The organism is Pseudomonas sp. GW823-FHT06B06, assembly GCF_058795195.1.
In genome coordinates this window covers 63,166-86,812 of sequence record NZ_JBXAHO010000026.1, presented here as the reverse complement: position 1 = coordinate 86,812, position 23,647 = coordinate 63,166, and the positions used below count along the sequence as shown (strand labels likewise).

21 protein-coding genes are annotated in these 23,647 nt (G+C 60.9%); 8 read left to right on the top strand and 13 right to left on the bottom strand.

Annotated features, from left to right (window positions below; all coding sequences use genetic code 11):
- Positions 1 to 282: 282 nt before the first annotated feature.
- The 6 genes from AC1Q8Q_RS22175 (at position 283) to AC1Q8Q_RS22150 (ending at position 7,369) form a co-directional block, all read left to right on the top strand.
- On the top strand, positions 283 to 1,299 hold the full coding sequence (locus AC1Q8Q_RS22175) for an AraC family transcriptional regulator (RefSeq protein WP_083349146.1): 1,017 nt from the start codon (positions 283 to 285) through the stop codon (positions 1,297 to 1,299).
- A gap of 246 nt (positions 1,300 to 1,545) precedes the next feature.
- Positions 1,546 to 3,210, top strand: a complete 1,665-nt coding sequence (locus AC1Q8Q_RS22170; RefSeq protein ID WP_168758181.1) for an AMP-binding protein — start codon at positions 1,546 to 1,548, stop codon at positions 3,208 to 3,210.
- A gap of 16 nt (positions 3,211 to 3,226) precedes the next feature.
- The gene (locus AC1Q8Q_RS22165) at positions 3,227 to 3,988 is read left to right on the top strand and encodes an SDR family NAD(P)-dependent oxidoreductase (protein ID WP_020800546.1); all 762 of its coding nucleotides are present in this window, start codon (positions 3,227 to 3,229) and stop codon (positions 3,986 to 3,988) included.
- 12 nt (positions 3,989 to 4,000) lie between these two features.
- Positions 4,001 to 5,194 (top strand): acetyl-CoA C-acyltransferase, encoded by a 1,194-nt coding sequence (locus AC1Q8Q_RS22160; protein WP_083349144.1) that lies wholly within the window; start codon positions 4,001 to 4,003, stop codon positions 5,192 to 5,194.
- Positions 5,195 to 5,327: 133 nt separating this feature from the next.
- Positions 5,328 to 6,455, top strand: coding sequence for an acyl-CoA dehydrogenase (locus tag AC1Q8Q_RS22155; protein ID WP_020800544.1), 1,128 nt, complete (start codon positions 5,328 to 5,330; stop codon positions 6,453 to 6,455).
- Between the two features lie 140 nt (positions 6,456 to 6,595).
- A complete protein-coding gene (locus AC1Q8Q_RS22150; RefSeq protein ID WP_020800542.1) occupies positions 6,596 to 7,369 on the top strand; it encodes an enoyl-CoA hydratase in 774 nt (257 codons plus the stop codon).
- Positions 7,370 to 7,474: 105 nt separating this feature from the next.
- On the opposite strand, the gene AC1Q8Q_RS22145 is transcribed toward AC1Q8Q_RS22150, so the two are convergent.
- The 3 genes from AC1Q8Q_RS22145 to AC1Q8Q_RS22135 all read right to left on the bottom strand — a co-directional run bounded on the left by AC1Q8Q_RS22145 (position 7,475) and on the right by AC1Q8Q_RS22135 (position 10,591).
- A complete protein-coding gene (locus AC1Q8Q_RS22145) occupies positions 7,475 to 8,626 on the bottom strand; it encodes an acyl-CoA dehydrogenase family protein (protein ID WP_492615501.1) in 1,152 nt (383 codons plus the stop codon).
- A 3-nt stretch (positions 8,627 to 8,629) separates the two neighbouring features.
- Positions 8,630 to 9,736, bottom strand: coding sequence for an enoyl-CoA hydratase/isomerase family protein (locus tag AC1Q8Q_RS22140; protein WP_033042293.1), 1,107 nt, complete (start codon positions 9,734 to 9,736; stop codon positions 8,630 to 8,632).
- A gap of 147 nt (positions 9,737 to 9,883) precedes the next feature.
- Complete coding sequence (locus AC1Q8Q_RS22135) at positions 9,884 to 10,591, bottom strand: HPP family protein (protein ID WP_432668157.1); 708 nt, start codon at positions 10,589 to 10,591, stop codon at positions 9,884 to 9,886.
- Here AC1Q8Q_RS22135 and AC1Q8Q_RS22130 point away from each other — a divergent pair.
- A complete protein-coding gene (locus AC1Q8Q_RS22130; protein ID WP_158539227.1) occupies positions 10,590 to 10,733 on the top strand; it encodes a hypothetical protein in 144 nt (47 codons plus the stop codon). The genes AC1Q8Q_RS22135 and AC1Q8Q_RS22130 overlap by 2 nt on opposite strands.
- A 214-nt stretch (positions 10,734 to 10,947) precedes the next feature.
- Here AC1Q8Q_RS22130 and AC1Q8Q_RS22125 read toward each other — a convergent pair whose 3' ends face one another.
- Positions 10,948 to 12,327, bottom strand: coding sequence for a UDP-glucose dehydrogenase family protein (locus tag AC1Q8Q_RS22125; RefSeq protein ID WP_151142040.1), 1,380 nt, complete (start codon positions 12,325 to 12,327; stop codon positions 10,948 to 10,950).
- 188 nt (positions 12,328 to 12,515) lie between these two features.
- Here AC1Q8Q_RS22125 and AC1Q8Q_RS22120 point away from each other — a divergent pair, with 188 nt between their 5' ends.
- Positions 12,516 to 13,454, top strand: a complete 939-nt coding sequence (locus AC1Q8Q_RS22120; protein WP_020800523.1) for a site-specific integrase — start codon at positions 12,516 to 12,518, stop codon at positions 13,452 to 13,454.
- 10 nt (positions 13,455 to 13,464) lie between these two features.
- Here the strand turns inward: AC1Q8Q_RS22120 and AC1Q8Q_RS22115 are convergent, their stop codons facing one another.
- From AC1Q8Q_RS22115 to AC1Q8Q_RS22075, 9 genes are all read right to left on the bottom strand, one after another.
- Complete coding sequence (locus AC1Q8Q_RS22115) at positions 13,465 to 14,535, bottom strand: ABC transporter ATP-binding protein (protein WP_432668156.1); 1,071 nt, start codon at positions 14,533 to 14,535, stop codon at positions 13,465 to 13,467.
- Entirely contained in the window at positions 14,532 to 16,130 is a 1,599-nt protein-coding gene (locus AC1Q8Q_RS22110; protein ID WP_492599143.1) for an ABC transporter permease, read from the bottom strand. The genes AC1Q8Q_RS22115 and AC1Q8Q_RS22110 overlap by 4 nt, the downstream gene beginning before the upstream one ends.
- Positions 16,131 to 16,133: 3 nt before the next feature.
- Positions 16,134 to 17,147: an iron ABC transporter substrate-binding protein gene (locus AC1Q8Q_RS22105; protein ID WP_033042286.1), complete on the bottom strand. Its 1,014-nt coding sequence runs from the start codon at positions 17,145 to 17,147 to the stop codon at positions 16,134 to 16,136.
- A gap of 318 nt (positions 17,148 to 17,465) precedes the next feature.
- Positions 17,466 to 18,032 carry a PqiC family protein gene (locus tag AC1Q8Q_RS22100; RefSeq protein ID WP_020800519.1) on the bottom strand — a complete coding sequence of 189 codons (567 nt, stop codon included), beginning with the start codon at positions 18,030 to 18,032 and terminating at the stop codon, positions 17,466 to 17,468.
- A gap of 17 nt (positions 18,033 to 18,049) precedes the next feature.
- On the bottom strand, positions 18,050 to 19,726 hold the full coding sequence (locus tag AC1Q8Q_RS22095; protein WP_020800518.1) for a PqiB family protein: 1,677 nt from the start codon (positions 19,724 to 19,726) through the stop codon (positions 18,050 to 18,052).
- Positions 19,707 to 20,363: a paraquat-inducible protein A gene (locus AC1Q8Q_RS22090; RefSeq protein ID WP_020800517.1), complete on the bottom strand. Its 657-nt coding sequence runs from the start codon at positions 20,361 to 20,363 to the stop codon at positions 19,707 to 19,709. The genes AC1Q8Q_RS22095 and AC1Q8Q_RS22090 overlap by 20 nt, the downstream gene beginning before the upstream one ends.
- Positions 20,360 to 20,956, bottom strand: a complete 597-nt coding sequence (locus AC1Q8Q_RS22085) for a paraquat-inducible protein A (RefSeq protein ID WP_020800516.1) — start codon at positions 20,954 to 20,956, stop codon at positions 20,360 to 20,362. The genes AC1Q8Q_RS22090 and AC1Q8Q_RS22085 overlap by 4 nt, the downstream gene beginning before the upstream one ends.
- A gap of 269 nt (positions 20,957 to 21,225) precedes the next feature.
- Positions 21,226 to 22,527: an NAD(P)/FAD-dependent oxidoreductase gene (locus tag AC1Q8Q_RS22080; RefSeq protein WP_492615500.1), complete on the bottom strand. Its 1,302-nt coding sequence runs from the start codon at positions 22,525 to 22,527 to the stop codon at positions 21,226 to 21,228.
- Entirely contained in the window at positions 22,524 to 23,612 is a 1,089-nt protein-coding gene (locus AC1Q8Q_RS22075) for a polyamine ABC transporter substrate-binding protein (RefSeq protein ID WP_492615499.1), read from the bottom strand. Before AC1Q8Q_RS22075 ends, AC1Q8Q_RS22080 begins: the two co-directional genes overlap by 4 nt.
- Positions 23,613 to 23,647 lie beyond the last annotated feature (35 nt).

Genomic DNA, 23,647 nt, shown 5'->3' with positions numbered 1-23,647 from the left:
CCGAGTGGTGGGGCACAGCCTTTTGCTTCCTTTTTGGCGTTTGAAAAAGGGAGTCGCTGTAAAAGCGAAACCATAAGCGGCCGTTACCGCAGGAATGGATATGTACGCAGTCAACAAAAGATAAGCGGCCGTTACCGCAGGAACGGATATGTACGCAGTCAACAAAAGATAGGCTACCAGCCACCTTCACCGATAAGCCACCTGCTACAGGGATCTGCGCCAGGCAGGCGGCTGCGTTAATATGCCCACCTCCTCGAACCAGAACAGGGCTCGCCTCGCGTAATGTCGGAAAAAGACACTATTTCCATTCAGTTGGTGCGTGAAGCGCTGCTGCAAAGTTGCGAGCCGGGCGCAGCCACCGACGAGGTATTGCACAAGGTCGGCATTGATCCGGCATTGCTCGCCAGCAGCGACGCCCGTGTTGCGGCCAGCGCTTATGCGCGCTTGTGGCGCTTGCTGGCGCGGCGTGGGGATGACGAGTTTTTCGGCATGGACCCGCGCAAGCTCAAATCCGGCAGCCTGGAGTTCCTCTGTCGCTGCGCCATGGTCCAGCCCAGCCTGGCCGCCGGGCTCACCACGGGTTTGAGTTTCCTGTCGTTGATGCTTGAGCGCATGCCTGCCGAGCTGGTTCATCAGCAAAGCCTGGCGGAAATCGTGTTGCTCGAGGACGACCATGAACCGCGTCGGGCCTTCACTTACTTTACCTATTGGATGATCGTGCACGGCGTGGCCTGTTGGCTGGCCGGACGCCGAATTCCGATCCTGGCGATCGAGCTGCGCTGTGCGCAGCCGGATTTCTGCCATGACTATCAGGTGATGTTCTCCGAGAACCTGCGTTTCGACCGACCACGTACACGGATGATCTTTTCCGCTGACTGCCTGGGCCTGCCGATCAAGCGCAGCCTTGAGGAGCTGCGGCGCTTCCTGGCCCATGCGCCGGCCAACATCCTGGTCAAGTACCGCGACCCGCAAAGCCTGGCCAGCCGGATCAAGCAGGACCTGCGGCAACTACCCGCCGAGCAGTGGCCGGAGACCGAAACCCTGGCGCAACGCCTGTGCATGTCGGCCTCGACCCTGCGCCGTCGCCTTGCCGAGGAAGGTCAGACGTATCAGGGGCTCAAGGACAGCGTGCGCAAGGAACTGGCCATCGCCTGGCTGGCGGAACCAGCCATCAGCTTCGCCGACATCGCCGCCCGGCTGGGGTTTGCCGATACGAGTTCGTTCTACAAGGCATTTCGCAAATGGTCGGGGTCCAACCCCGGGCATTACCGCAGTTTGATTCTCAACGAATCTCCCTAACCCCCCTGTAGGAGCTGCCGCAGGCTGCGATCTTTTGATCCTGATCTTTTCGGGGCCGCTGAAAAACAGATCAAAAGATCGCAGCCTGCGGCAGCTCCTACAGGGATCGCGTTCCCAGGTTGGTTTTTGGCCAAACCAGTCAAGCAACTTGATAACTTTGACCATTGCCCCACACCCCGCCTGGAGCGAGTATTTCCCTGTTGGTTACGGTTCCCCCACCTAACAAAAAATACAGGGACTCTGGCAATGCGCGATTACTTGTCTGCTGTTTCACAGTTCAACTACCAGCACACCGTCGATGCCGCACTCGCAGGCAATCTGACCGCTCTCAACGCCTGTATCGAATGTTGCGACCGGCATGCGCTCCCTGGGCGTATCGCGTTGTTCTGGGAGGGACGTGACGGCACCAGCGCGACCTACACTTTCACCGACCTGCAGGACAAAGCCGCGCGTTTCGCCAACTTCCTGCTGGCCCAAGGCGTGAAGAAAGGCGACAAAGTCGCCGGGCTCCTGCCACGCAATATCGAATTGCTGATCACCGTGTTTGCCACCTGGCGCATCGGCGCGGTGTATCAACCGTTGTTCACCGCTTTCGGCCCCAAGGCCATCGAGCATCGCCTGGGTAGTTCCGGAGCCAAAGTAGTGGTGACCGACGCGGTCAATCGCTCGAAACTCGCGGAAGTCGCCGACTGCCCAACCATCGTCACCGTCGCAGGTGCCAAAGGGCAGGGCATTGTCCGTGGTGACTACAGCTTCTGGGCCGAACTGGCCAACTACGGCAATGATTGCGAACCGGTGCTGCTGACCGGCGAAGACCCGTTCCTGCTGATGTTTACCTCGGGCACCACTGGCCCTTCAAAAGCGCTGTCGGTGCCGCTCAAGGCCATCGCCGCCTTCAAGGGCTACACCCTTGACGCAGTGGATCTGCGCCCCGAAGACGCCTTCTGGAACCTGGCCGACCCGGGCTGGGCCTATGGCATCTATTTCGGCGTGACAGGTCCGCTGTCCATGGGGCATCCGATTACTTTCTACGATGGTCCGTTCACCCTGGAAAGCACCTGCCGGGTGATCAACAAGTACGGGATCACCAACCTCACCGGCTCACCGACGGCTTATCGCCTGTTGATCGCCGGTGGCGAGGAATTCGCCAGGTCGATCAAGGGCAAGCTGCGCATTGTCAGCAGCGCCGGCGAGCCGCTGAACCCGGAAGTGATCCGTTGGTTCGCCGATAACCTGGACGTGGTCATCCATGACCATTACGGCCAGACCGAACTAGGCATGGTGCTGTGTAACCACCATGGCCTGGAGCACCCGATCCATATGGGCGCCGCCGGTTTTGCCTCGCCCGGCCACCGCATCGTGGTGCTGGACGATGACTACCGGGAACTGGGCGTCGGCCAGCCGGGGATTCTCGCCATCGACCGTACCCAATCGCCGATGTGCTGGTTCGCTGGCTACGAAGGCGCGCCGACCAAGGCCTTCGTCGGCAATTACTACTTGAGCGGCGACACGGTCGAGTGGAACCCGGACGGCAGCATCAGCTTCGTCGGCCGTAGCGACGACGTGATCACCACCTCCGGCTACCGCGTCGGCCCGTTCGATGTGGAAAGCGCATTGATCGAGCACCCGGCGGTGGTGGAAGCCGCAGTGGTCGGCAAGCCCGATCCGGAGCGCACTGAGCTGGTCAAGGCCTTCGTCGTGATCTGCTCGCAATACCGCGCAACCCCGGAGCTGGCCGAAGAGTTGCGCCAATACGTGCGCAAGCGCCTGGCGGCGCACTCGTATCCCCGCGAAATCGAATTTGTCAGCGAGTTGCCGAAAACCCCAAGCGGCAAATTGCAGCGCTTTATCTTGCGCAACCAGGAAGTCGCCAAGGCTCAAGAGGCCGCGGCGAAGAACGTTCCAGCTTGAATCCAAGGAAACAATCATGCAGATCGAAAACAAGGTTTTTCTCGTCACCGGCGGTGCTTCCGGCCTCGGTGCGGCCACTGCTGAAATGCTGGTCGCGGCCGGCGCCAAGGTGATGCTGGTGGACATGAATGCCGAGGCTGTCGCGGCGCAGGCCCAGCGCCTGGGCGCGCAAAGCGTGGTGGCAGACATCAGCAGCGAAGCAGCGGCCGAGGCCGCGGTGCAGGCAACGGTCAAGGCCTTCGGTGGCCTCAATGGCCTGGTCAACTGTGCCGGCATCGTGCGTGGCGAAAAGATTCTGGGCAAGAACGGTCCGCATGCGCTGGCAAGCTTCAGCCAGGTGATCAACGTCAACCTGATCGGCAGCTTCAACATGTTGCGCCTGGCCTCGGCGGCGATTGCCGAAACCGAAGCGGACGCCGATGGCGAGCGCGGCGTGATCATCAACACCGCCTCTGCGGCGGCTTACGACGGCCAGATCGGCCAGGCGGCGTACTCGGCGTCCAAGGGGGCGATCGTCAGCCTGACCTTGCCGGCCGCCCGTGAACTGGCGCGCTTCGGTATCCGCGTGATGACCATCGCCCCGGGCATTTTCGAAACGCCGATGATGGCCGGCATGACCCAGGAAGTGCGCGACTCCCTGGCTGCCGGCGTGCCGTTTCCACCGCGCCTGGGCAAACCCGCCGAGTACGCTTCGCTGGTCCGGCATATCATTGAAAACAGCATGCTCAATGGCGAGGTGATCCGTCTCGACGGTGCCTTGCGCATGGCGGCCAAATAAGGAGGATTTGTCATGACTATTGCCAACGATCCAATTGTTATCGTCAGCGCCGTGCGCACCCCGATGGGCGGCTTCCAGGGCGAACTGAAAAGCCTCACGGCGCCGCAACTCGGTGCCGCCGCCATCAAGGCCGCGGTGGAACGTGCTGGCGTTGCCAGCGATGCCGTCGACGAAGTGCTGTTCGGCTGCGTATTGCCTGCCGGCCAGGGCCAGGCGCCTGCGCGTCAGGCGGCACTGGGCGCCGGCCTGGATAAATCGACCCGTTGCACCACCCTCAACAAGATGTGCGGCTCGGGCATGGAAGCGGCCATCCTGGCCCATGACATGCTGGTGGCCGGCAGCGCCGAGGTGGTAGTCGCCGGTGGCATGGAAAGCATGTCCAACGCGCCGTACCTGTTGGACCGTGCACGCAGTGGCTATCGCATGGGGCATGGGCGGGTGCTGGATTCAATGTTCCTCGACGGCCTGGAAGACGCCTACGACAAGGGACGCCTGATGGGAACCTTCGCCGAAGACTGCGCCGAAACCAATGGTTTCAGCCGCGAAGCCCAGGATGCGTTTGCGGTGGCCTCGACCACCCGCGCCCAGCAGGCCATCAAGGATGGCAGCTTCAAGGACGAGATCGTGCCGTTGACCGTCACCGTCGGCAAGGAACAGGTGACGATCAGCAACGACGAGCAGCCACCGAAAGCCCGACTGGACAAGATTGCCTCGCTGAAACCGGCGTTTCGCGATGGCGGTACCGTGACGGCGGCCAACTCCAGCTCCATCTCCGACGGCGCGGCGGCACTGGTGCTGATGCGCCGTTCCGAAGCCGGCAAGCGTGGCCTCAAGCCACTGGCGGTGATCCACGGTCATGCGGCATTCGCCGATACGCCGAGCCTGTTCCCGGTTGCACCGGTGGGCGCGATCGAGAAATTGATGAAGAAAACCGGTTGGTCGCTGGACGACGTCGATCTGGTGGAAGTCAACGAAGCCTTCGCCGTGGTCAGCCTGGTGACCATGACCAAGCTGGAAATCCCTCACGAAAAACTCAACGTGCACGGCGGCGCCTGCGCCCTCGGCCACCCCATTGGCGCCTCTGGCGCACGGATCCTGGTGACCTTGCTCTCGGCCCTGCGCCAGAAAGGCCTGAAGCGCGGCGTTGCAGCGATTTGCATCGGTGGCGGCGAAGCGACGGCCATGGCTGTGGAATGCCTCTACTAACACGACCCCTGTAGGAGCTGCCGCAGGCTTCGATCTTTTGATCTTGATCTTTAAAAGCAACATCAAAAGATCGCAGCCTCGTTTCACTCGTCAGCTCCTACACAGGGGGCGATTACCTTTTCAAGGAATGGTCATGATCCCCAATGACGAACAACAGCAAATACGCGACGCGGCCCGGGACTTTGCCCAGGAACGGCTGAAACCGTTCGCCGCCGAATGGGACCGTGAACACCGCTTTCCCAAGGAAGCCATCACCGAGATGGGCGAACTGGGCTTCTTCGGCATGCTGGTGCCGGAGCAGTGGGGCGGTTGCGATACCGGTTACCTGGCCTACGCCATGGCCCTGGAGGAAATCGCCGCGGGCGACGGTGCCTGCTCGACCATCATGAGCGTGCACAACTCGGTAGGTTGCGTGCCGATTCTCAACTACGGCAACGACGATCAGAAAGAGCGCTTCCTCAAGCCCCTGGCCAGTGGCGCGATGCTCGGTGCTTTCGCCCTGACCGAACCTCAGGCCGGCTCCGACGCCAGCGGCCTGAAAACCCGCGCGCGCCTGGACGGCGATCACTACGTGCTCAACGGCTGCAAACAGTTCATCACCTCCGGGCAGAACGCCGGGGTTGTAATCGTGTTCGCCGTGACCGACCCGTCGGCCGGCAAGCGCGGCATCACGGCATTCATCGTGCCCACCGATTCGCCGGGCTACAAAGTCGCCCGGGTCGAGGACAAGCTCGGCCAGCATGCCTCGGACACCTGCCAGATTCTCTTCGAAGAGGTGAAAGTGCCAGTGGCCAATCGCCTGGGTGAAGAGGGCGAAGGCTACCGGATCGCCCTGGCCAACCTTGAAGGCGGGCGTGTCGGCATCGCCTCGCAATCGGTGGGCATGGCTCGCGCCGCCTTCGAAGCGGCCCGCGACTATGCCCGTGAGCGCGAGAGCTTCGGCAAGCCGATCATCGAGCACCAGGCCGTGGCCTTCCGCCTGGCGGACATGGCGACCCAGATCGCCGTGGCGCGGCAGATGGTGCATTACGCGGCGGCGCTTCGAGACAGCGGCAAGCCAGCGTTGGTGGAAGCATCGATGGCCAAGCTGTTCGCATCCGAAATGGCCGAGAAGGTATGCTCGTCGGCGTTGCAAACATTGGGTGGCTACGGCTACTTGAACGACTTCCCGCTGGAGCGGATCTACCGCGACGTGCGGGTCTGCCAGATCTACGAAGGCACCAGCGATATTCAACGCATGGTCATTTCACGCAATCTTTGAAAAGGAACCCCTGTAGGAGCGAGCATGCTCGCGATGGTGGTCAACGATGACGCTGGGTGCCTGATACCCCACAGCGTTCTCTGGTTCATCGCGAGCATGCTCGCTCCTACAGGGACCGAGTGCTTAGCAGGAGTCAATTAATGAACTACGAAACGATTTTGCTGGAAACCCATGGCCGGGTCGGCCTGATTACCCTCAACCGCCCGCAGGCGCTGAACGCGTTGAACGCGCAGATCGTCAGCGAACTGAACCACGCCCTCGACGGCTTTGAGGCCGACTCGAACATCGGTTGCATCGTCCTGACCGGTTCGAAAAAGGCCTTTGCCGCCGGTGCTGACATCAAGGAAATGGCCGAGCTGACCTATCCGCAGATCTATATCGACGACCTGTTCAGCGACAGCGACCGCGTGGCCAACCGTCGCAAGCCGATCATCGCCGCCGTCAACGGCTTCGCCCTGGGCGGTGGCTGTGAGCTGGCACTGATGTGCGACTTCATCCTGGCCGGTGATAACGCCAAGTTCGGCCAGCCGGAAATCAACCTCGGCGTGTTGCCGGGCATGGGTGGCACCCAGCGCCTGACCCGCGCCGTGGGCAAGGCCAAGGCCATGGAGATGTGCTTGAGCGGGCGTTTGATCGATGCCGTGGAAGCGGAGCGTTGCGGCATCGTGGCGCGCATCGTGCCGAGCGATGAATTGCTGGATGAAGCGCTGAAAGTCGCGGCGTTGATTGCCAAGAAGTCGCTGCCGATTGCGATGATGGTCAAGGAAAGCGTGAACCGTGCCTTTGAAGTGAGCTTGTCCGAAGGCGTGCGCTTTGAACGTCGGGTGTTCCATGCGGCGTTTGCGACGCAGGATCAGAAGGAAGGGATGGCGGCGTTTATTGCCAAGCGTGAGGCCGAGTTCCAGGGCAAGTGATGTAGTGGCCTGCGGGCCTCTTCGCGAGCAGGCTCGCTCCCACAGGGATCTCATTCACGCTGAGGTCCCATGTGGGAGCGAGCCTGCTCGCGAAGCTCTCAAGCTTTAAAGTGGGTAATTCTTCAATTCGCGGGCAATCACCATCCGCTGAATCTCGCTCGACCCTTCATAGATCTGCGTGATCCGCGCATCCCGGTAATACTTCTCGACCGGGTAATCTTCCAGATACCCATACCCGCCGTGAATCTGAATCGCTGACGAGCAGACTTTCTCGGTCATTTCCGAAGCAAACAGCTTGGCCTGCGAGGCCTCTGACAGGCATGGCTTGCCGGCCGTGCGCAGGCGTGCCGCGTGCAGGATCATCAGCCGCGCTGCGTTCAGTTGCATGTGCATGTCGGCCAGCAGGTTGGCGATACTCTGGTGTTCATTAATCGTTTTGCCGAACTGCACGCGCTCGCGGGAATAGGTCAGCGCCGCTTCGAATGCCGCGCGGGCAATGCCCAGCGCCTGGGCGGCGATGCCGATGCGGCCGCCTTCGAGGTTGGACAGGGCAATGGCCAGGCCCTTGCCGCGTTCACCCAGCAGATTGGCCTCGGCAATGGTGCAGTTGTTCAGAGTGACCGCACAGGTATCGGAGGCACGGATGCCCATTTTGTGTTCGGTGCGATCGACGATAAAGCCAGGGGTATCGGTCGGTACCAGGAACGCCGAAATGCCGCGCTTGCCAAGCTCCGGGTCGGTCACGGCAAACACGATGGCCAACTTGGCCCGTTTGCCGTTGCTGACAAACTGCTTGGCGCCGTTGAGCACCCACTGGCCATCGCGCAATTCGGCGCGGGTGCGCAGGTTGTGCGCCTCGGAACCGGCTTGGGGTTCGGTCAGGCAGAAGCACCCAATGACCTGGCCGCTGGCAAGATCGGCCAGCCAGGTTTGTTTCTGCTCTTCGCTGCCATAGTTGAGCACCGGCCCGCAGCCCACCGAGTTGTGGATGCTCATGAACGCGCCGGTGGCGCCATCGCCAGCAGAGATTTCCTCCACCGCCAAGGCGTAGGCAACATAGTCGACATAGGTGCCGCCCCATTCCTCGGGCACCACCATGCCCAACAGGCCCAACTCACCCATCTTCGCCACCAGGGCATCGTCGATCCAGCCGGCTTTTTCCCAGGCCTGGGCGTGGGGCGCGATTTCGCCCCGGGCAAAGTCCCGGGCCATGTCGCGGATCATGACTTGTTCTTCAGTCAATTCGAGGTCGTGCATGATTCAGCTCCCGCTCTCATCGAAACCGTTGAAGAAACTCGCTACATGTTCGGCGTCCAGCGCCTGGAGGGTGGGTGGGTTCCAGCGCGGATTCTTGTCTTTGTCGATCAGCAGGGCGCGCACGCCTTCGATCAGGTCGCCGCGCTCGAACCACTGGCGGTCCAGGTGCAGTTCAAGGGCGAAGCACTGTTCAAGGCTCAGGTGCCGGCCGCGCCGGAGCATTTCCAGGGTCACGCCCATCGCCAGGGGCGAGCGGGTCTGCAGCAGGTCGGCGGTGGTCGTCGCCCACTCATGGCTGTCGGCGACCGTTACCTCACGCATTTGCTCCACAATACTCGGCACATCGGGCAAGGCGAAGAAATGGTCGATAGCCGGGCGCAAGGCGGCCAGCGGCGCATCGGGCAACTGTTGCACCCCGAGCTTCGCCAGCAGGCCCTGAAGGTCCTTCAATGGCGTGTCGTGCCATTGCAGTTGATCGAGTCTGTCATCCAGCGTGGCCAGCTTGCTGCTGTCCAGATACCAATCGGCCAGACCGCAGTACAGCGCATCGGCCGCGCGGATCTGCACGCCGCTGACGCCCAGGTATATCCCCAGTTCCCCGGGGATGCGCGGCAGGAAGTAACTGCCGCCGACGTCCGGGAAATAACCGATGCCGACTTCAGGCATCGCCAGTCGACTTTTCTCGGTGACCACCCGCAGGTCGGCGCCTTGCACCAGGCCCATGCCGCCGCCCAGCACGAAGCCGTCCATCAAGGCCAGCACCGGTTTGCGGTAATGATGAATCGCGAGGTCGAGGGCGTATTCCTCGACGAAGAAGTCTTGGTGCAGGGTGTCGCCGCTCTTGAAACTGTCGTAGAGCGAGCGAATGTCGCCACCGGCACAGAAGGCTTTTTCGCCGGCGCCACGCAGTACCACCGCATGCACCTGTTCATCCTGTGCCCAGGCGTCGAGCTGACGTTGCAGGTCGCGCACCATTTCCAGGGTAATGGCGTTGAGACCGGCGGGGCGGTTGAGGGTCAGGTGACCGATGTGGTTGCGGACCTCGGCCAGCACTTCATTTTGCGTGGCAACCATGGACGAAGTCCCTTTCGATAAAACCTCAGCAGTCATCACTAACTCCCTGCTTTTATTGTTCTTTATAGACAAGCTCGCGCGCGAGCGATGCAGGATCGTAACAGTGCAAATTTGCCTCGTACAACCGGAAAATGTGCAGGTGCTTTCTGCATTTTTGCAGAAGCAAACGAAAAACAGTCCGGTTCAGGCGCTACGGCTTAGCACCTCGCCAATACTGCGCCGCCTGGCCTGCAACTCAGTGGCATGGATCAGCTGTTCAAGGTCTTCAGGGGTAACGTCAATGAAGGCCTCCATCTGCGCCAGGGCCAGTTTCAGGTCCTGGGCGGTGATCGCCTGGCTGTCGACAGGAGGGTGGTCGGCGGGAACGACGGCCACCGGTTCGCTGGCGCGTTTCGGGTAACGGATGCGCGTCAAGTTGTTGTAGGCCAAGGCGCTGAACAGCATGGTCAATGCGGCGAGCATCACCGGGCCCAGGGCTTTCCAGTCCATGGCAATGGTCGCGGGGTCCGCCAGCACCATCAGCAATGCCAGTGCCCCGGCCGGCGGGTGCAGGCAACGCAGCCAGCACATCAGGATCAGCGCCATGCCCGCCGCGAGACACGCGCTGCCCAGGGTCCGACCCAGCACGTGGGCCACCAGCAACGCTACCACCGCAGCACTCAAGTAGCCGCCGAGAATCGACCAGGGTTGCGCGAGCGCGCCGGAAGACACGGCAAACAGCAAGACCGCCGAGGCACCCAGCGGACCGACCAGGTGCTGCGCCACTTGCATGCCGAATACCTGAGCGCACAGCCAGACGCTGAACATTGTTCCCAGCGCCATGCCGATGGCAGCGCGACTCCATTCCGAAGGGCGGGTGTTGATGGCGGCGGGCAACCAGCGAGCAAGCATGATGAACATCGTTCCATTAAAAACCGAGGAAAAAAAAGGGCTTGCCTGGGAAACCCGGAAAGCCCTTGAAGGTGTTCCAACTGTTGGGGGAGGAACGGCGACAGTGTGCCGCGCCTTTCCTATGCTGACAAATTCATATTAATGAAGCTTCAGTTCATAATTTCTGATGTATCGGGAATCGCATTTCCATTGGATGTCCAGCGCCATGGCCAGCACCGCCATGGGGCTCTGCTTGTGTCTGGCCCATGGCTGTTTCTTCGCACGTTTTCTGTAGGAGCGAGCATGCTCGCGATGGATTTCCGGGCACCGCGGGGTAACAGGCAGCCAGCGTCATCGTTGGCGACCATCGCGACGTGTTATGCGACCACTTGAGCCGCAGGCCATTGCTGATAGGGAATCGGCAACTTGCGCGACTCGCCGCGGCCCATCGGAAAGTACAGGAAGCCATTGCGCGCCAGGCGCTCGGCATCGTACAGGTTGCGGCCATCGAAGATCACCGGTGCATTGAGCCGCTGGCGGATCAGATCAAAATCCGGTGCCTTGAATTGTTGCCATTCGGTGCAGATGATCAGCGCGTCCGCACCGTTGAGTACCGATTCCGGCGTACCCATCAGCATCAGCCTGCTTTCATCGGGGTATAGTTGCTGGGTTTGCTGCATGGCTTCGGGGTCGAATGCGCGGACATTGGCGCCAGCGGCCCACAGCGACTCCAGCAATGGCCGGCTCGGTGCATCGCGCATGTCGTCGGTGTTGGGTTTGAATGCCAGGCCCCAGACGGCAAAGGTCTTACCGCGCAGATCGCCTTTGTAGAAGGCCTTGAGGCGCTCGAACAGCTTGTGTTTCTGGCGCTGGTTGATGGCTTCCACCGCTTGCAGCAGGTCGCTTGTGCAATTGGCCTCTTCGGCGCTGTGGATCAGGGCACGCATGTCCTTGGGGAAGCACGAGCCACCATAACCGCAGCCGGGGTAGATGAAGTGGTAGCCGATGCGCGAATCGGCGCCGATGCCCAGGCGCACCGATTCGATATCGGCACCCAGGTGTTCGGCCAGTTCGGCGATCTGGTTGATGAAGCTGATCTTGGTCGCCAGCATGCAGTTGGCGGCGTATTTGGTCAGTTCGGCACTGCGCAGGTCCATGAACATGACGCGTTCATGGTTGCGGTTGAAGGGGGCGTACAGGTCACGCATTACCTCGCGCACGTCTTCGCGTTCGCAGCCAATGACGATACGGTCCGGACGCCGGCAGTCGGACACGGCCGAGCCTTCCTTGAGAAATTCGGGATTGGACACGATATCGAACTGCAACAGGCGCCCGACCTTGATCAGGCACTTGTCGATATGCGTCCGCAACGCATCGCCAGTTCCCACCGGCACCGTGGACTTTTCCACCAGGATCAGCGGTTGCTCACGGTGCCGCGCCACCGCCTCGCCGACCGCCATCACCTGACTCAGGTCTGCCGAACCATCGTCACGCGACGGCGTACCGACAGCAATAAACAGCACCTGGCCATGTTGCACCGCGAGTTTTTCATCGCTGGTGAACTGCAAACGACGGGCGTCCAGGCCTTCGCGCACCAGGCTGGCCAGCCCCGGTTCGAAAATGCTCACGTGGCCCTGTTGCAACAACTCGACTTTTTTCTCGTCGACGTCCATGCAGACCACGTCGTGGCCGACTTCAGCCAGGACGGCCGCTTGCACCAGGCCGACGTAGCCGCTACCCAAAACACTGATTCTCATGGCTTGCTCCTGCCCCGATCGAGTCCGATCAAGGTTTAGCATTGCCATGTTTCAGTTCGTCTATCGGTTCGTCGGCCAATACGGTGTTTGCCGGCAGAGTATTTGACTTTCCAGGCCACGACCGGCAGCGTAGCGGCATCCCTGTCTTACAGCGTTTTCTGCTTCCTCTTTATTCAAGGCCGTTTCGTTTGACTGACTTACCTGCTGCTGATCCAAAAGCCGCCAAACCCAATCCCCTGACCCTGTATCTGGCCCGACTGGCCCCCTCCAGCCAATTGACCATGCGTTACGTCTTGCAGGACGCCGCCGACCGCCTGGGCTTCGAAGACATGAATGTCGAGGAGATTGCCTGGCACGACCTGCAACCTGAAGACGTCATCGCCCTGGTTGCGACATTGCGCACCGACGGTTACGCGCCCAACACGTCGTCGCTGTACGTCAATGCGGTGCGCGGAGTGATGAACGAAGCGTGGCGCATGAGCCTGATCAGCCAGGAACACTTGTTGAAAATGCGCTCGGTCAAGGGTATCGCCGGCACGCGTCTGTCCCAGGGGCGCAACCTGCGGCGCTCATTGATCCAGGAATTGATGGAGGTCTGCGCCGCCGATCCTCGGCCACAAGGCCTGCGCGACGCCGCCATCATTGCGATCCTGTACGGTTCTGGCATGCGCAAATCGGAGTCGGTGAACCTCGACCTCAATCAGGTCGACTTCAATGAGCGCAGCCTGCGCGTCACGGCCAAGGGCAACAAACAGTTGATCAAGTACGCCCCGGCCTGGGCTTTCGCCAAGCTCGATGCCTGGCTGGAACTGCGCCGCTCGATGCTCAAGGAAGGCGAAGAGGACGATCCGTTCCTGTTCAACCGAATCCGGCGCGGCAGTCACATCACCCGTGAGCGCATTACCAAGCACGCGATCTATTACATCGCCCGGCAGCGGGGCACACAGGTGGGGGTGAAAATCATGCCGCATGATTTTCGCCGTTCGTTCATCACCCGGGTGATTGAAGAACACGATCTGTCCATCGCGCAAAAACTGGCGCATCACAGCAATATCCAGACCACGGCCAACTACGATGTGCGCGATGACAACGAGCGGCGTCGGGCGGTAGATCGCTTCGACCTTTGAGGGCCTTGGCTCAAGGTTCGCTCAGCACGTGCGCGTGGCCAATCGTCGAGACCTGCACGGCGCTGCCCGCCGGCGGCGCATACATGCCGGAGCTGCGCACCAGCAAGGATCGGCCAATCGGCTGGTCGGGGGCGCGAGGCTGTAACTCCACGGTCAAGGTGCAGGTGTTTCCGCTGAAGTCGCGGTCGATGACCTTTGCCCGGCAGCCAGCGACACCGGTGTCGTCTGGCAAGACGCTGGCCAGTTGCAACTGTTCGGGCCGGAGCATGATCTGCGCCGAGTGGTTGTTGCGATGATTGTTGACCGGTATCCGGCCCAGGTCGCAATGCGCCCAGCCCGCCTCGATCCTGGCCGGCATGACCACGGCGTCGCCAAGAAACAGCGCTGTCTGTTCGTCTTCGGGGTAGCGGTAGAGGTCCAGCGGATGGCCTGACTGCACCAGCCGGCCATGGCGCATCACGGCCAGTTGATCGGCGAAGGACAAGGCTTCGCTCTGGTCGTGGGTGACCAGGATGGTGGTGACCCCTGCGTCTTCCAGCAGGCGGGCGACCATCTTGCGCATGACCGCGCGCAAACCGGTATCGAGTGCCGAAAACGGCTCGTCCAGCAACATCAGGCGCGGCCGCTGCGCCAGTGCCCGTGCCAGCGCTACACGCTGCTGCTGTCCGCCGGACAACTCGTGGGGCCAGCGCGCGGCCATGGTCGAATCGAGGGCAACGCTGTCCATCAACTGGGCGACACGCTCGTGCTTTTCGTGGCCTTTGATCGACAAGCCGAAGCCGATGTTGGCGGCCACGGTCATGTGCGGAAACAAAGCGCCGTCCTGCGGGACATAGCCAATCAGGCGTTGGTGTGCCGGTACTTCATGGGTGCTGTCGACCAGGGTTTGACCATTGAGCGACAAGCGGCCGGAGTCAGGGAACTCGAAGCCGGCAATCATGCGCAGCAAGGTGGTCTTGCCCGAGCCCGAGGGGCCGACGATGACCGTACGGCTGCCGCTGGGTACCGACAGGCTGACGTTATCCAGGGCTTTGTGGGCGCCGTAGGACTTGTTCAGTGAATGCAGTTCAAGAGTGTTCATCGGCCAGCCGTTTTTTTCGATTGGTGATAAAGGAGCCCGGTCAGCGGCAGCGACAACAGGATCATCAGCAGGGCATAGGGCGCTGCAGCGACATAGTCGATTTCGCTGGTCATGGCCCAGAACCCGGTAGCGAGGGTCCGCGTGCCGTTCGGCGCGAGCAACAGGGTGGCGGTCAGTTCATTGGTGATCGCCAGGAACACCAGCGCCGCGCCGGCAGCCGCCCCCGGAGCGGCCAGGCGCAGGGTGATCAGCCACAACGCGCGGGCAGGGGAGCGGCCCAGGCTGCGGGCAATGTTTTCCAGTTCAACGGGTGCCTGGGCGATGCCGGCGCGCAAGCTCACCAGGGCCCGAGGCAAGAACATCAGCAGATAAGCCAAGAGCACGGTGATGGTGGTCTGGTAGATCGGTCGGGCAAAGTGAATGGTCACGGTCACCAGGGCCAACGCCACGACGATGCCCGGCAATGAGCTGGTGATGTAGTTGCAGCTTTCCAGTATCCGTTGCATCCGTCCCGGATAGCGGATTGACAACCAGGCGATGGGAATGGCCGCGCAGGTGGTCAGGGCCGCGCCCGCGACACCCAGCAGCAGGGTCTGTTGCAGGGCCGGCAGGAGCTCATCCAGGTCCCAGGCTTGCACGCCGCCGGCGATCAACCATCCGCCAAGGGTGATCAGGGGCACACCCAGCGCCAGGGCACATGTGACGCCCTGCAAGGTCAATGCGAGCACCCTGGCCGGGGTTTTCAGGTGCACCACCCGTTGCTCACGGGCACTACCGGTGCCCACGCGGGCGTAGCGCGCATGGCCCCGAGCGGCGGATTCCACGGTCAGCATCACCAGGCAACACAAGGCAAGCACGCTGGCCAGCATGTGGGCGGCAGGCCCGTTGAAGGTGGACTTGAACTGATCGAAGATCGCGGTGGTGAAGGTGTCGAAGCGGATCATCGCGTACAGACCGTACTCGGCCAGCAGATGCAGGCCGACCAGCAACGCGCCACCGCAAATGGCCAGGCGCAACTGCGGGAGCACGACGCGAAAAAATACCGCCCACGGCTTGAGCCCAAGGGATTCGCCGACATCTTCAATGGCCGGGTCGAGGCGCCGCAGCGTTGCGGCAATCGGCAGGTAGAGAAACGGGAAGTAGGCAATGACCGACACCAGCACCCCGGCAAACAAGCCGTGGATCGGCGGCACCAGGCTGACCCAGGCATAGCTGTGGACAAAGGCTGGCACCGCCAGGGGGGCCGTGGCCAGTAACGACCACCAGCGCCGCCCCGGCAGATCCGTGCGTTCGGTCAGCCAGGCCAGTGCCACACCCAGCGCCACGCAAAGGGGAATGGTCAGTACCACCAGCAACACGGTGTTGGTCAGCAACTCGCCCACCCGTGGGCGGAACACCAAGGTCACCACCGTGGACCAGCCGGTTTGCAAGGACACGCCGATGACGTAGGCAATCGGCAGCAGTGCCAGCAACGACACCAGCACCGACAACCCGACCACCCACGCGCCACCGCGGCTCGCGAACATGCCGCGTGACCGTCTACGTAAATTGGCGGGTAGCGCTTGGGCGGTATCCACCGGCAGGATTTCAGGCATCAATTAGAGCAGTCCCGCCTGAGTCATCAGCTCCACGGCTTTTCTACTGTCGAGTTTCGAGGCGTCCACGGACGGCGCGTCGAGCTGCTGCAAAGGCACCAGTTTAGGGTTGGATTCGGCGTTCTTGCCCACGGCGTATTCAAACGACTTGCCGTCCTTGAGGATGGCCTGGCCGTCCTTGCCAGTGATCCACTTGAGGAACGCCTGGGCTTGTTCCTTGTGTTTGCTGGAGGCCAGGACGCCACCTCCGGAAATGCTGACAAACGCTCCCGGGTCCTTGTGTTTGAAGTAGTGCAAGGCAGTGTTCTTGCTGTTCTCGCCGGTCTTTGCCTGATCGACGAAGCTGTAATAGTGGTATATCACGCCGCTGTCGATCTGCCCGGCATTCACCGCCTTGAGCACCGAACTGTTGCCCCGGTACGCGCTGAAGTTGGTTTTCATCGCCTTGAGCCACTCCAGGGTGGCGGCTTCGCCTTTTTGTTCGATCATGGCGGCAACGATCGCCTGGAAGTCGGCGCCGCCCGGGGATGCGCCCCAGCGGCCTTTCCAGTTCGGCGCGGCAAGGTCCATGATCGACTTGGGCAACTGGGCTTCGGACAATTTGCTCGGGTTGTAGACGAACACCGTGGAGCGTGCAGCGATGCCCAGCCATTTGCCGTGGGCCGGGCGGTAGGCTGAATCGACCTGTTCCAGGGTGGTTTTGTCCACGGGCGCGAACAAACCGGCGTTGTCGACCAACACCATCGCCGGGGAGTTCTCGGTGAGGAATACATCGGCCGGCGAGTCGGCGCCTTCCTGCACGATCTGGTTGCCCATTTCGGTATCGTCGCCGTTGCGCAAGGTCACCGGAATACCGGTTTCCTGCGTAAAACCTTCGACCCAGGATTTGGTCAGGCTTTCATGCTGTGCGTTGTAGACCACGATACCAGCGGTATCGGCGGCGTACGCGTGACCAGCGCTCAGCAAAGCGGTGGCCAGCAGGGCCTTTTTGAGGAACGAAGGGATTGGGGACTTCATGCGGCGCCGGCTCCTGTTATTTTGGGTCATGCAAGCTGATTCAATCGAGAAAAAGAACGACGTCAATTATTCTAGATCAATACGAATCATTTGCAGATTCAACGCCGGCTAATGTAGAGCCTCGAATGAGAAAAAATCGTCAAATCCTGTGGGCGAACCTTTGTAGCGAGGGGATTTATCCCCGTTCGGCTGCGAAGCAGTCGCAACGCTAATGCACACGGAATCAGATACACCGATTTGCAGGTTTTGGGGCCGCTGCGCGACCCAGCGGGGATAAATCCCCTCGCCACAAAGCCTCGCTTGGACAGGGGGATTGCATCATTGGTTGGCATTGGCGGATGGACAACCTTTTTGCGTGCCAGCCGCTGCCTGGCTGATCAGCGCGGCCAGGCGCCTGACGTTGTTCTGCTGCGCAGCTACCAGCTCCTCGATCGAGGGTCCTGATGGGGTCTGCAGGGTGCTGCGGCAATTGCCGATGACGTCCTCATGGCCATTGCTGCTGCGCAGGCGCCATCTTACGTCGAGCAATCCATACTGGCCGGGAATCGAATCGAAGCGCTGTACCTCCAGGCGCACCAACAGCCTGCGTTGCGGATTATTGTTGATCATCTGGTCGAGCAAGGCGCTGCGCAACTCATCCACCAGGCTGGCACCCCACCAGTCGGTTTCCAGGATCGCCATGCCGGTATTGCCCTGGCGTACGACGATCTGCGGGCGATCGACCTGCGGCGGGACGCTGAGCAATTCAATCTCGATTTGCGCGCCATTGCGTGAAGTGCCCGTCAGTTGGGCTGGGGTCAGGGTGTGAAACTGAATCGGATCGCTGCGGCAGGCGGCGAGCAACGACAACGCGGCGAACAAGGTGATTTTCAGTGAAAAAGCCATGAATGTTGCTCCTGTGGTCATTTGCTCGGCGGCCCTTGCATATCGATCGGCGCGGCATTGTTTGGACGGCCGCGAATCAATGATTCCGGATGCCGGCCCAGATAATCGGCCAGATCACGCAAGGCGCGCGAGGTGCGTCCGAGCTCATCCATCGTCTGGCTGAGTTTTTCCCGTTGCGGCGAGTCATCGGCAAGCGTCGAATTGGCCGATTGCAAGGTGGTGCTGGCCGATTGCAGGGTTTTGCTCACGTCCCCCAGGGTGCTTTGTACGCTAGGCAAGGTCTTGGCATTGAATTGCGACAAACCCTTGCGCAATTCGACGAGGTTGCTGTCCAGATTGCCGGCGATCCGTTCGATGGGCAGTTGATTGATCTTGGTGACCATGGCCTCGAGCTTTTCCTGCAATTGTTCGAGGCTGCCCGGAATCGTTGGAATGGAAACGGGGCGGGCGGTGGGATCGAAAACGACTTTCTCGGCCTTGGGGTAAAAATCGAGTGCAATGTATAGCTGACCGGTCAACAGATTGCCGCTACGGGCCTGCGCACGCAGGCCGTTTTCGACGAAAGAGCCCATCAGGCGGACGCCCGCGGCTTCGTCATTGGGGTCATGATTCAAGGCCTTGAGCATTTTTGCGTGGGCCTGGCCGAGTCGTTGCGGATAAATCACGATGCCGACATTGACCGGGAACGTGCGTTTCTTCGCGTCGAAATCCAGATTGATCGAGACAACTCGCCCGAATTCCACACCCAGGAATTCCACCGGTGCATCGACCTTGAGCCCGCGCAGCGCCTGATCGAAACGTAAACTCAGGTATTGCGCCTTGCCGTAGGGCGGGGCGAGGGCGGTTTGCTGGTCCTCGAACAGTTCGTAGGCATATTCTTCCGGGGCCGGTTTGTCGTCGGGGCTGTATTCCGGCGCACGGAACGCAATCCCACCCACCAGCAAGGAAGACAGGGACTCGGTCTTGACCGCAAACCCGTTGGCACCGACGCTCACGTCCACACCGCTGGCGTTCCAGAATCGGGTGTTCTCAGTGACGTACTGATCATTGGGGGCGTGGATGAACAGTTCGATGTTCACCCCTTTGCCATCGGGGTCCAGGGCGTAGGCCACGACCTGGCCGACCGGAATCTTGCGGTAGTAGACCGGCGAGCCAATATCCAGTGACCCCAGGTCCTGGGTGTGCAGGGTGAAACGCTTGCCCGGCTCGCCATAGGTGATGGCTGGCGGGTTTTCCAGGCCTTTGAAGGTCTTCGCCCGTGCATTGTCCTGGCCGATATCGGCGCCGATGTAATCCCCGGACAACAGCGTATCGATACCCGACACCCCGCCAGCGCCGATCCGCGGCCTAACCACCCAAAACTGCGAGTCTTTGCGGGTGAAGCTTTCGGCCTGTTTGGCCAGTTTGATGGTGGCGTTCACGCTCTTCTGGTCGTTGGCCAGTTCTACGTCCGAGACATGACCGATTACCACGTTGCGGTATTTGACTTCGGTCTTGTTGGCGGTCAGGCCGTCACCAGTCTTGAAGGTGACGGTGATGGTGGGACCTTCCTGCAAGATGCTGTGGACCACCAGCGATATCCCCACCAGCACCGCAACGATCGGTACGATCCACACGAGCGAAAAGCTGAAGCGGCGGGTCTTGATCGGAGCTTGGCCCGGGACCAACGGCCCGTCAGTGGCTTGTGACTTCATCCGTGACCTCCTCATTTAATGGTTTTTGCCGCTCTTTATCCCAGATCAGTCGCGGATCGAAACTCATCGCGGAGAGCATGGTGAACACCACCACCAGGCCAAAGAACAAAATGCCCGGGCGCGGTTCGATATCGGCCAGGGCCTGGAACTTGACCAGGGAGGCCACCAGGGCCACTACGATGACGTCAAGCATCGACCAATAACCGATGAGCTCGACAAAACGGTACATTTGCGAACGCTCGCGCAGTGCCCACTGGCTATCGCGCTGAACGGTCACCAGCAGCAGCGTCAGTGCGACGAACTTGACGCCAGGCACCGCGATGCTGGCGATGAAGATGATCAGGGCTATATCCCAGGCTCCGTGCTGCCAGAACTCAATCACGCCGCTCATGATCGTGCTGTCGGCGCCATTGCCGACCATCTTGGTGTTCATCACAGGCAGCAAATTGGCCGGGATGTAAAACACCAGTGCGGTGAACATATACGCCCAGGTCCGGGTCAACGAGTTGGGTTTACGTCGATGCAGGGGAGCGCCACAGCGCTCGCATTCATGGGGTTCGAAGGTCATGTCACAGGCCAGGCCGCAGCTGTGGCACAGGCACAGGTTGAGATCACTGGCGACAGGAGGTGTTGTCATACGATGTCCCATAGTTCACGGATATCGCGGCCGGCAATGCGGATCATCATCAGGCTGAGGATGGCCAAGGCGAACAGACCGATGCCGGGCAGCACATCCAGTAACCCGGCGAGCTTGATCACGGCGACCATTGCTCCCAGCAGGCAGACTTCCAGCATGCTCCACGGCCTGAGGGTTTCCAGCCAGCGCATGCAGAATCTGAAACCAGGTGAACGCCTGTGGGTGAGGGCGAAACCCAGGACCCAGATCAAGAGCACCAACTGGAAAATCGGCGCGATGATCATGGCGATCGCCGCCACCATGGCGATGAAGGTGATGGGGCCCAGGCTCAACGCCAGCACCGAATCCCAAAGTGTTGCGCTATTTTTCAGGCCTTTGAGGCTGATGCTCATGACCGGATAGAAGTTGGCGAAAATCCACAGCATCAATGCGGTGAAGGTCAACGCCAGGCGTTGCTCCACCGTCAGGCCGTTATAGCGCTGAAGCACGCCGCCGCAGCGTGTACACAGGGTTTTCTGATGTTTGGCGAGTGTGACTTTTTGATACACGCAGTCGCAGTGCTCGCAGATGATCAGTTGATCAGTAGTTGCCATGGGCGAGGCTCAACAGGAGGCACGAAGTTCAGAGCACCCCCTCAATATAGAAGTGACTCGCGATTGAGCAAATCGAAATAAAGGTTATGGGGTTGGCGCATGGGCCTGGCAGTCGACCAGATGCACCCGATTTACTGTAGGAGCGAGCATGCTCGCGATGGTCGTTAACGATAACGAGGGGAGCCTGGCACCCCGCGGTGCTCTCAGGTTTTTCGCGAGCATGCTCGCTCCTACAGAGACCGCCGCGTGCCGCAAGAGGGGCACGGGGGTTAACCGAGCACTTCGCGCATCCGGTACCACAGCATGCCGAGCGCCAGCAGCGGCGAGCGCAGGGCGCGGCCGCCCGGGAAGGTCATGTGCGGAACGGCGCTGAACACATCGAAGCCTTTGCTATGTCCGGCCTGGATCGCTTCGCCCAGCAGTTTTGCGCACCAGTGGGTCACGTTGAGGCCATGGCCTGAGTAACCCTGGGCGTAGAACACGTTCGGGTGTTGGCGCAGGCGCCCGACCTGTGGGAATCGATTGGCTGTGATGCCGATCTTGCCGCCCCATTGATAGTCGATGCGCACATTCGCCAGCTGCGGAAAGACCTTGAGCATCTGCGGGCGCATGTAGGCCGTGATGTCCCGTGGATCGCGCCCGGAATAATGGCAGGCACCGCCGAACAACAGGCGCCGGTCTGCCGAGAGCCGGTAGTAGTCCAGGCCGACTTTCTGGTCGCACAGCGCCAGGTTATGCGGGATCAGCTGCGCGGCAACGTCTGCCGACAAGGGTTCGGTGGCAATGATGTAGCTGCCGGCCGGGAGCACCTTGCCGCTGAGTTTCGGTTCGAGTTCTTCCAGGTGGGCGTTACAGGCAAGCACCAGGCTACCCGCGCGAACCGTGCCGCCAGCACAACGAACCTGCACGGTGTCACCATGGATCAACTCCAGCACCGGACTCTGCTCGAAGATCTGCACGCCAAGGGACGACGCAAGCCGCGCTTCGCCCAGGACCAGGTTCAAGGGGTGCAGGTGACCGGACCCCATGTCGACCAGACCGCCGGCATATACGCCTGAATTGACCACGTGCGTGCGAATCTGTCCGGGCTCGACCAGGCGGGTTTCGTGGGGGTACCCCGATTCCTTGAGCGCTGCGTATTCAGACGCAAGTCCCGCAAACTGCGCCGGGGTGTTAGCCAATTCGCAAAAACCCCAGCGCAGGTCACAATCGATGCCGTGTTCGCGGATTCGCCGGCCCACCAGCTCGACCGATTCGATACCGGCGCGCTCCAGATAGCGCACACCTTCGGCACCGATATGTTTGGCGAAACCACTGACGTCATGACCAATGCCGCGTATCAGTTGTCCGCCGTTGCGCCCGCTGGCACCCCAGCCGATCCGCCGGCCTTCCAGCAGGATCACCGAGAGCCCGCGCTGGGCCAGTTCGATGGCCGTGTTGATGCCGGTGAAACCACCGCCAATCACGCAGACATCGGCCTCAAGGTCCGCTGTCAGCCCGGGAAATTGCGCCATGCCATGGGCCGACGCGGCGTAATACGAGCGAGCATGTTCCTGTGTGTACTGGTTCATTGGTTGGACTTCACTTTGCTCCACGAGCGGGTCATCAGGCGCATGATCGACTGCGGCGGGGTGGTGGAGATATAGAGCTTGTCGAGCACTTCCTGCGGCGGGTAAACCTCGGGGTTGTTCACCAATTCAGGGTCCATGTACTGCTTTGCCGCCGGATTGGGGTTGGCATAGCCGACCGAGGCGCTGACCTTGGCGATCACTTGCGGGTCGAGGAGGTAGTTGATGAACGCGTGTGCCTCTTTCGGGTTGCTGGCGTCGGCGGGAATGGCCAGCAGGTCGAACCACAGGTTGCTGCCTTCCTTGGGAATGGCGTAGGCGATGTTCACGCCGTTATTGGCTTCCTTGGCGCGGTTGGCGGCCTGGAACACATCGCCGGAGTAACCGAATGCCACGCAGATGTCGCCATTGGCCAGGTCCGAGACGTACTTGGACGAATGGAAATAGGTAATGTACGGACGGATGCCCAGCAGCTTGGCTTCGGCTTTCTTGAAGTCTTCGGGGTTCTCGCTGCGCGGGTCCATGCCCATGTAGTTGAGGACTGCGGGAAACACTTCATCGGCCGAGTCCATCACCGATACGCCGCACTGGCTGAGTTTCTTGATGTTTTCTGGCTCGAACAGTACGGCCCAGGAATCGATGCGGTCGATGCCCAGCACCTGCTTGACCTTGTCGACGTTGTAGCCGATGCCGTTGGTGCCCCACAGGTACGGCACCGAGTGCGCATTGCCCGGATCGTTTTTCTCCAGCAAGGCCAGCAGTTTCGGGTCCAGGTTCTTGAAGTTCGGCAGTTGCTCGCGGTCCAGCTTGAGGAACGCGCCGGCCTTCACCTGGCGGGCGAGGAAGTGGTTGGAGGGCACGACCACGTCGTACCCGGTACGCCCGGCGAGCAACTTGCCTTCCAGGGTTTCATTGGAGTCGAAAACGTCGTAGATCACTTTGATCGAGGTTTTTGCCTGGAAGTCGGCGAGGGTGGTCTCGCCGATGTAGTCGGTCCAGTTGTAGACACTGACCTGAGGCTGAGCCTGGGCGACGGCGCTGCACAGAACGGTGAGCGCAAGCGGGAGCACGTGTTTCAATAGACGCATCTCGACACCTCTTGGAATTATTGGTTTTTTCAGGT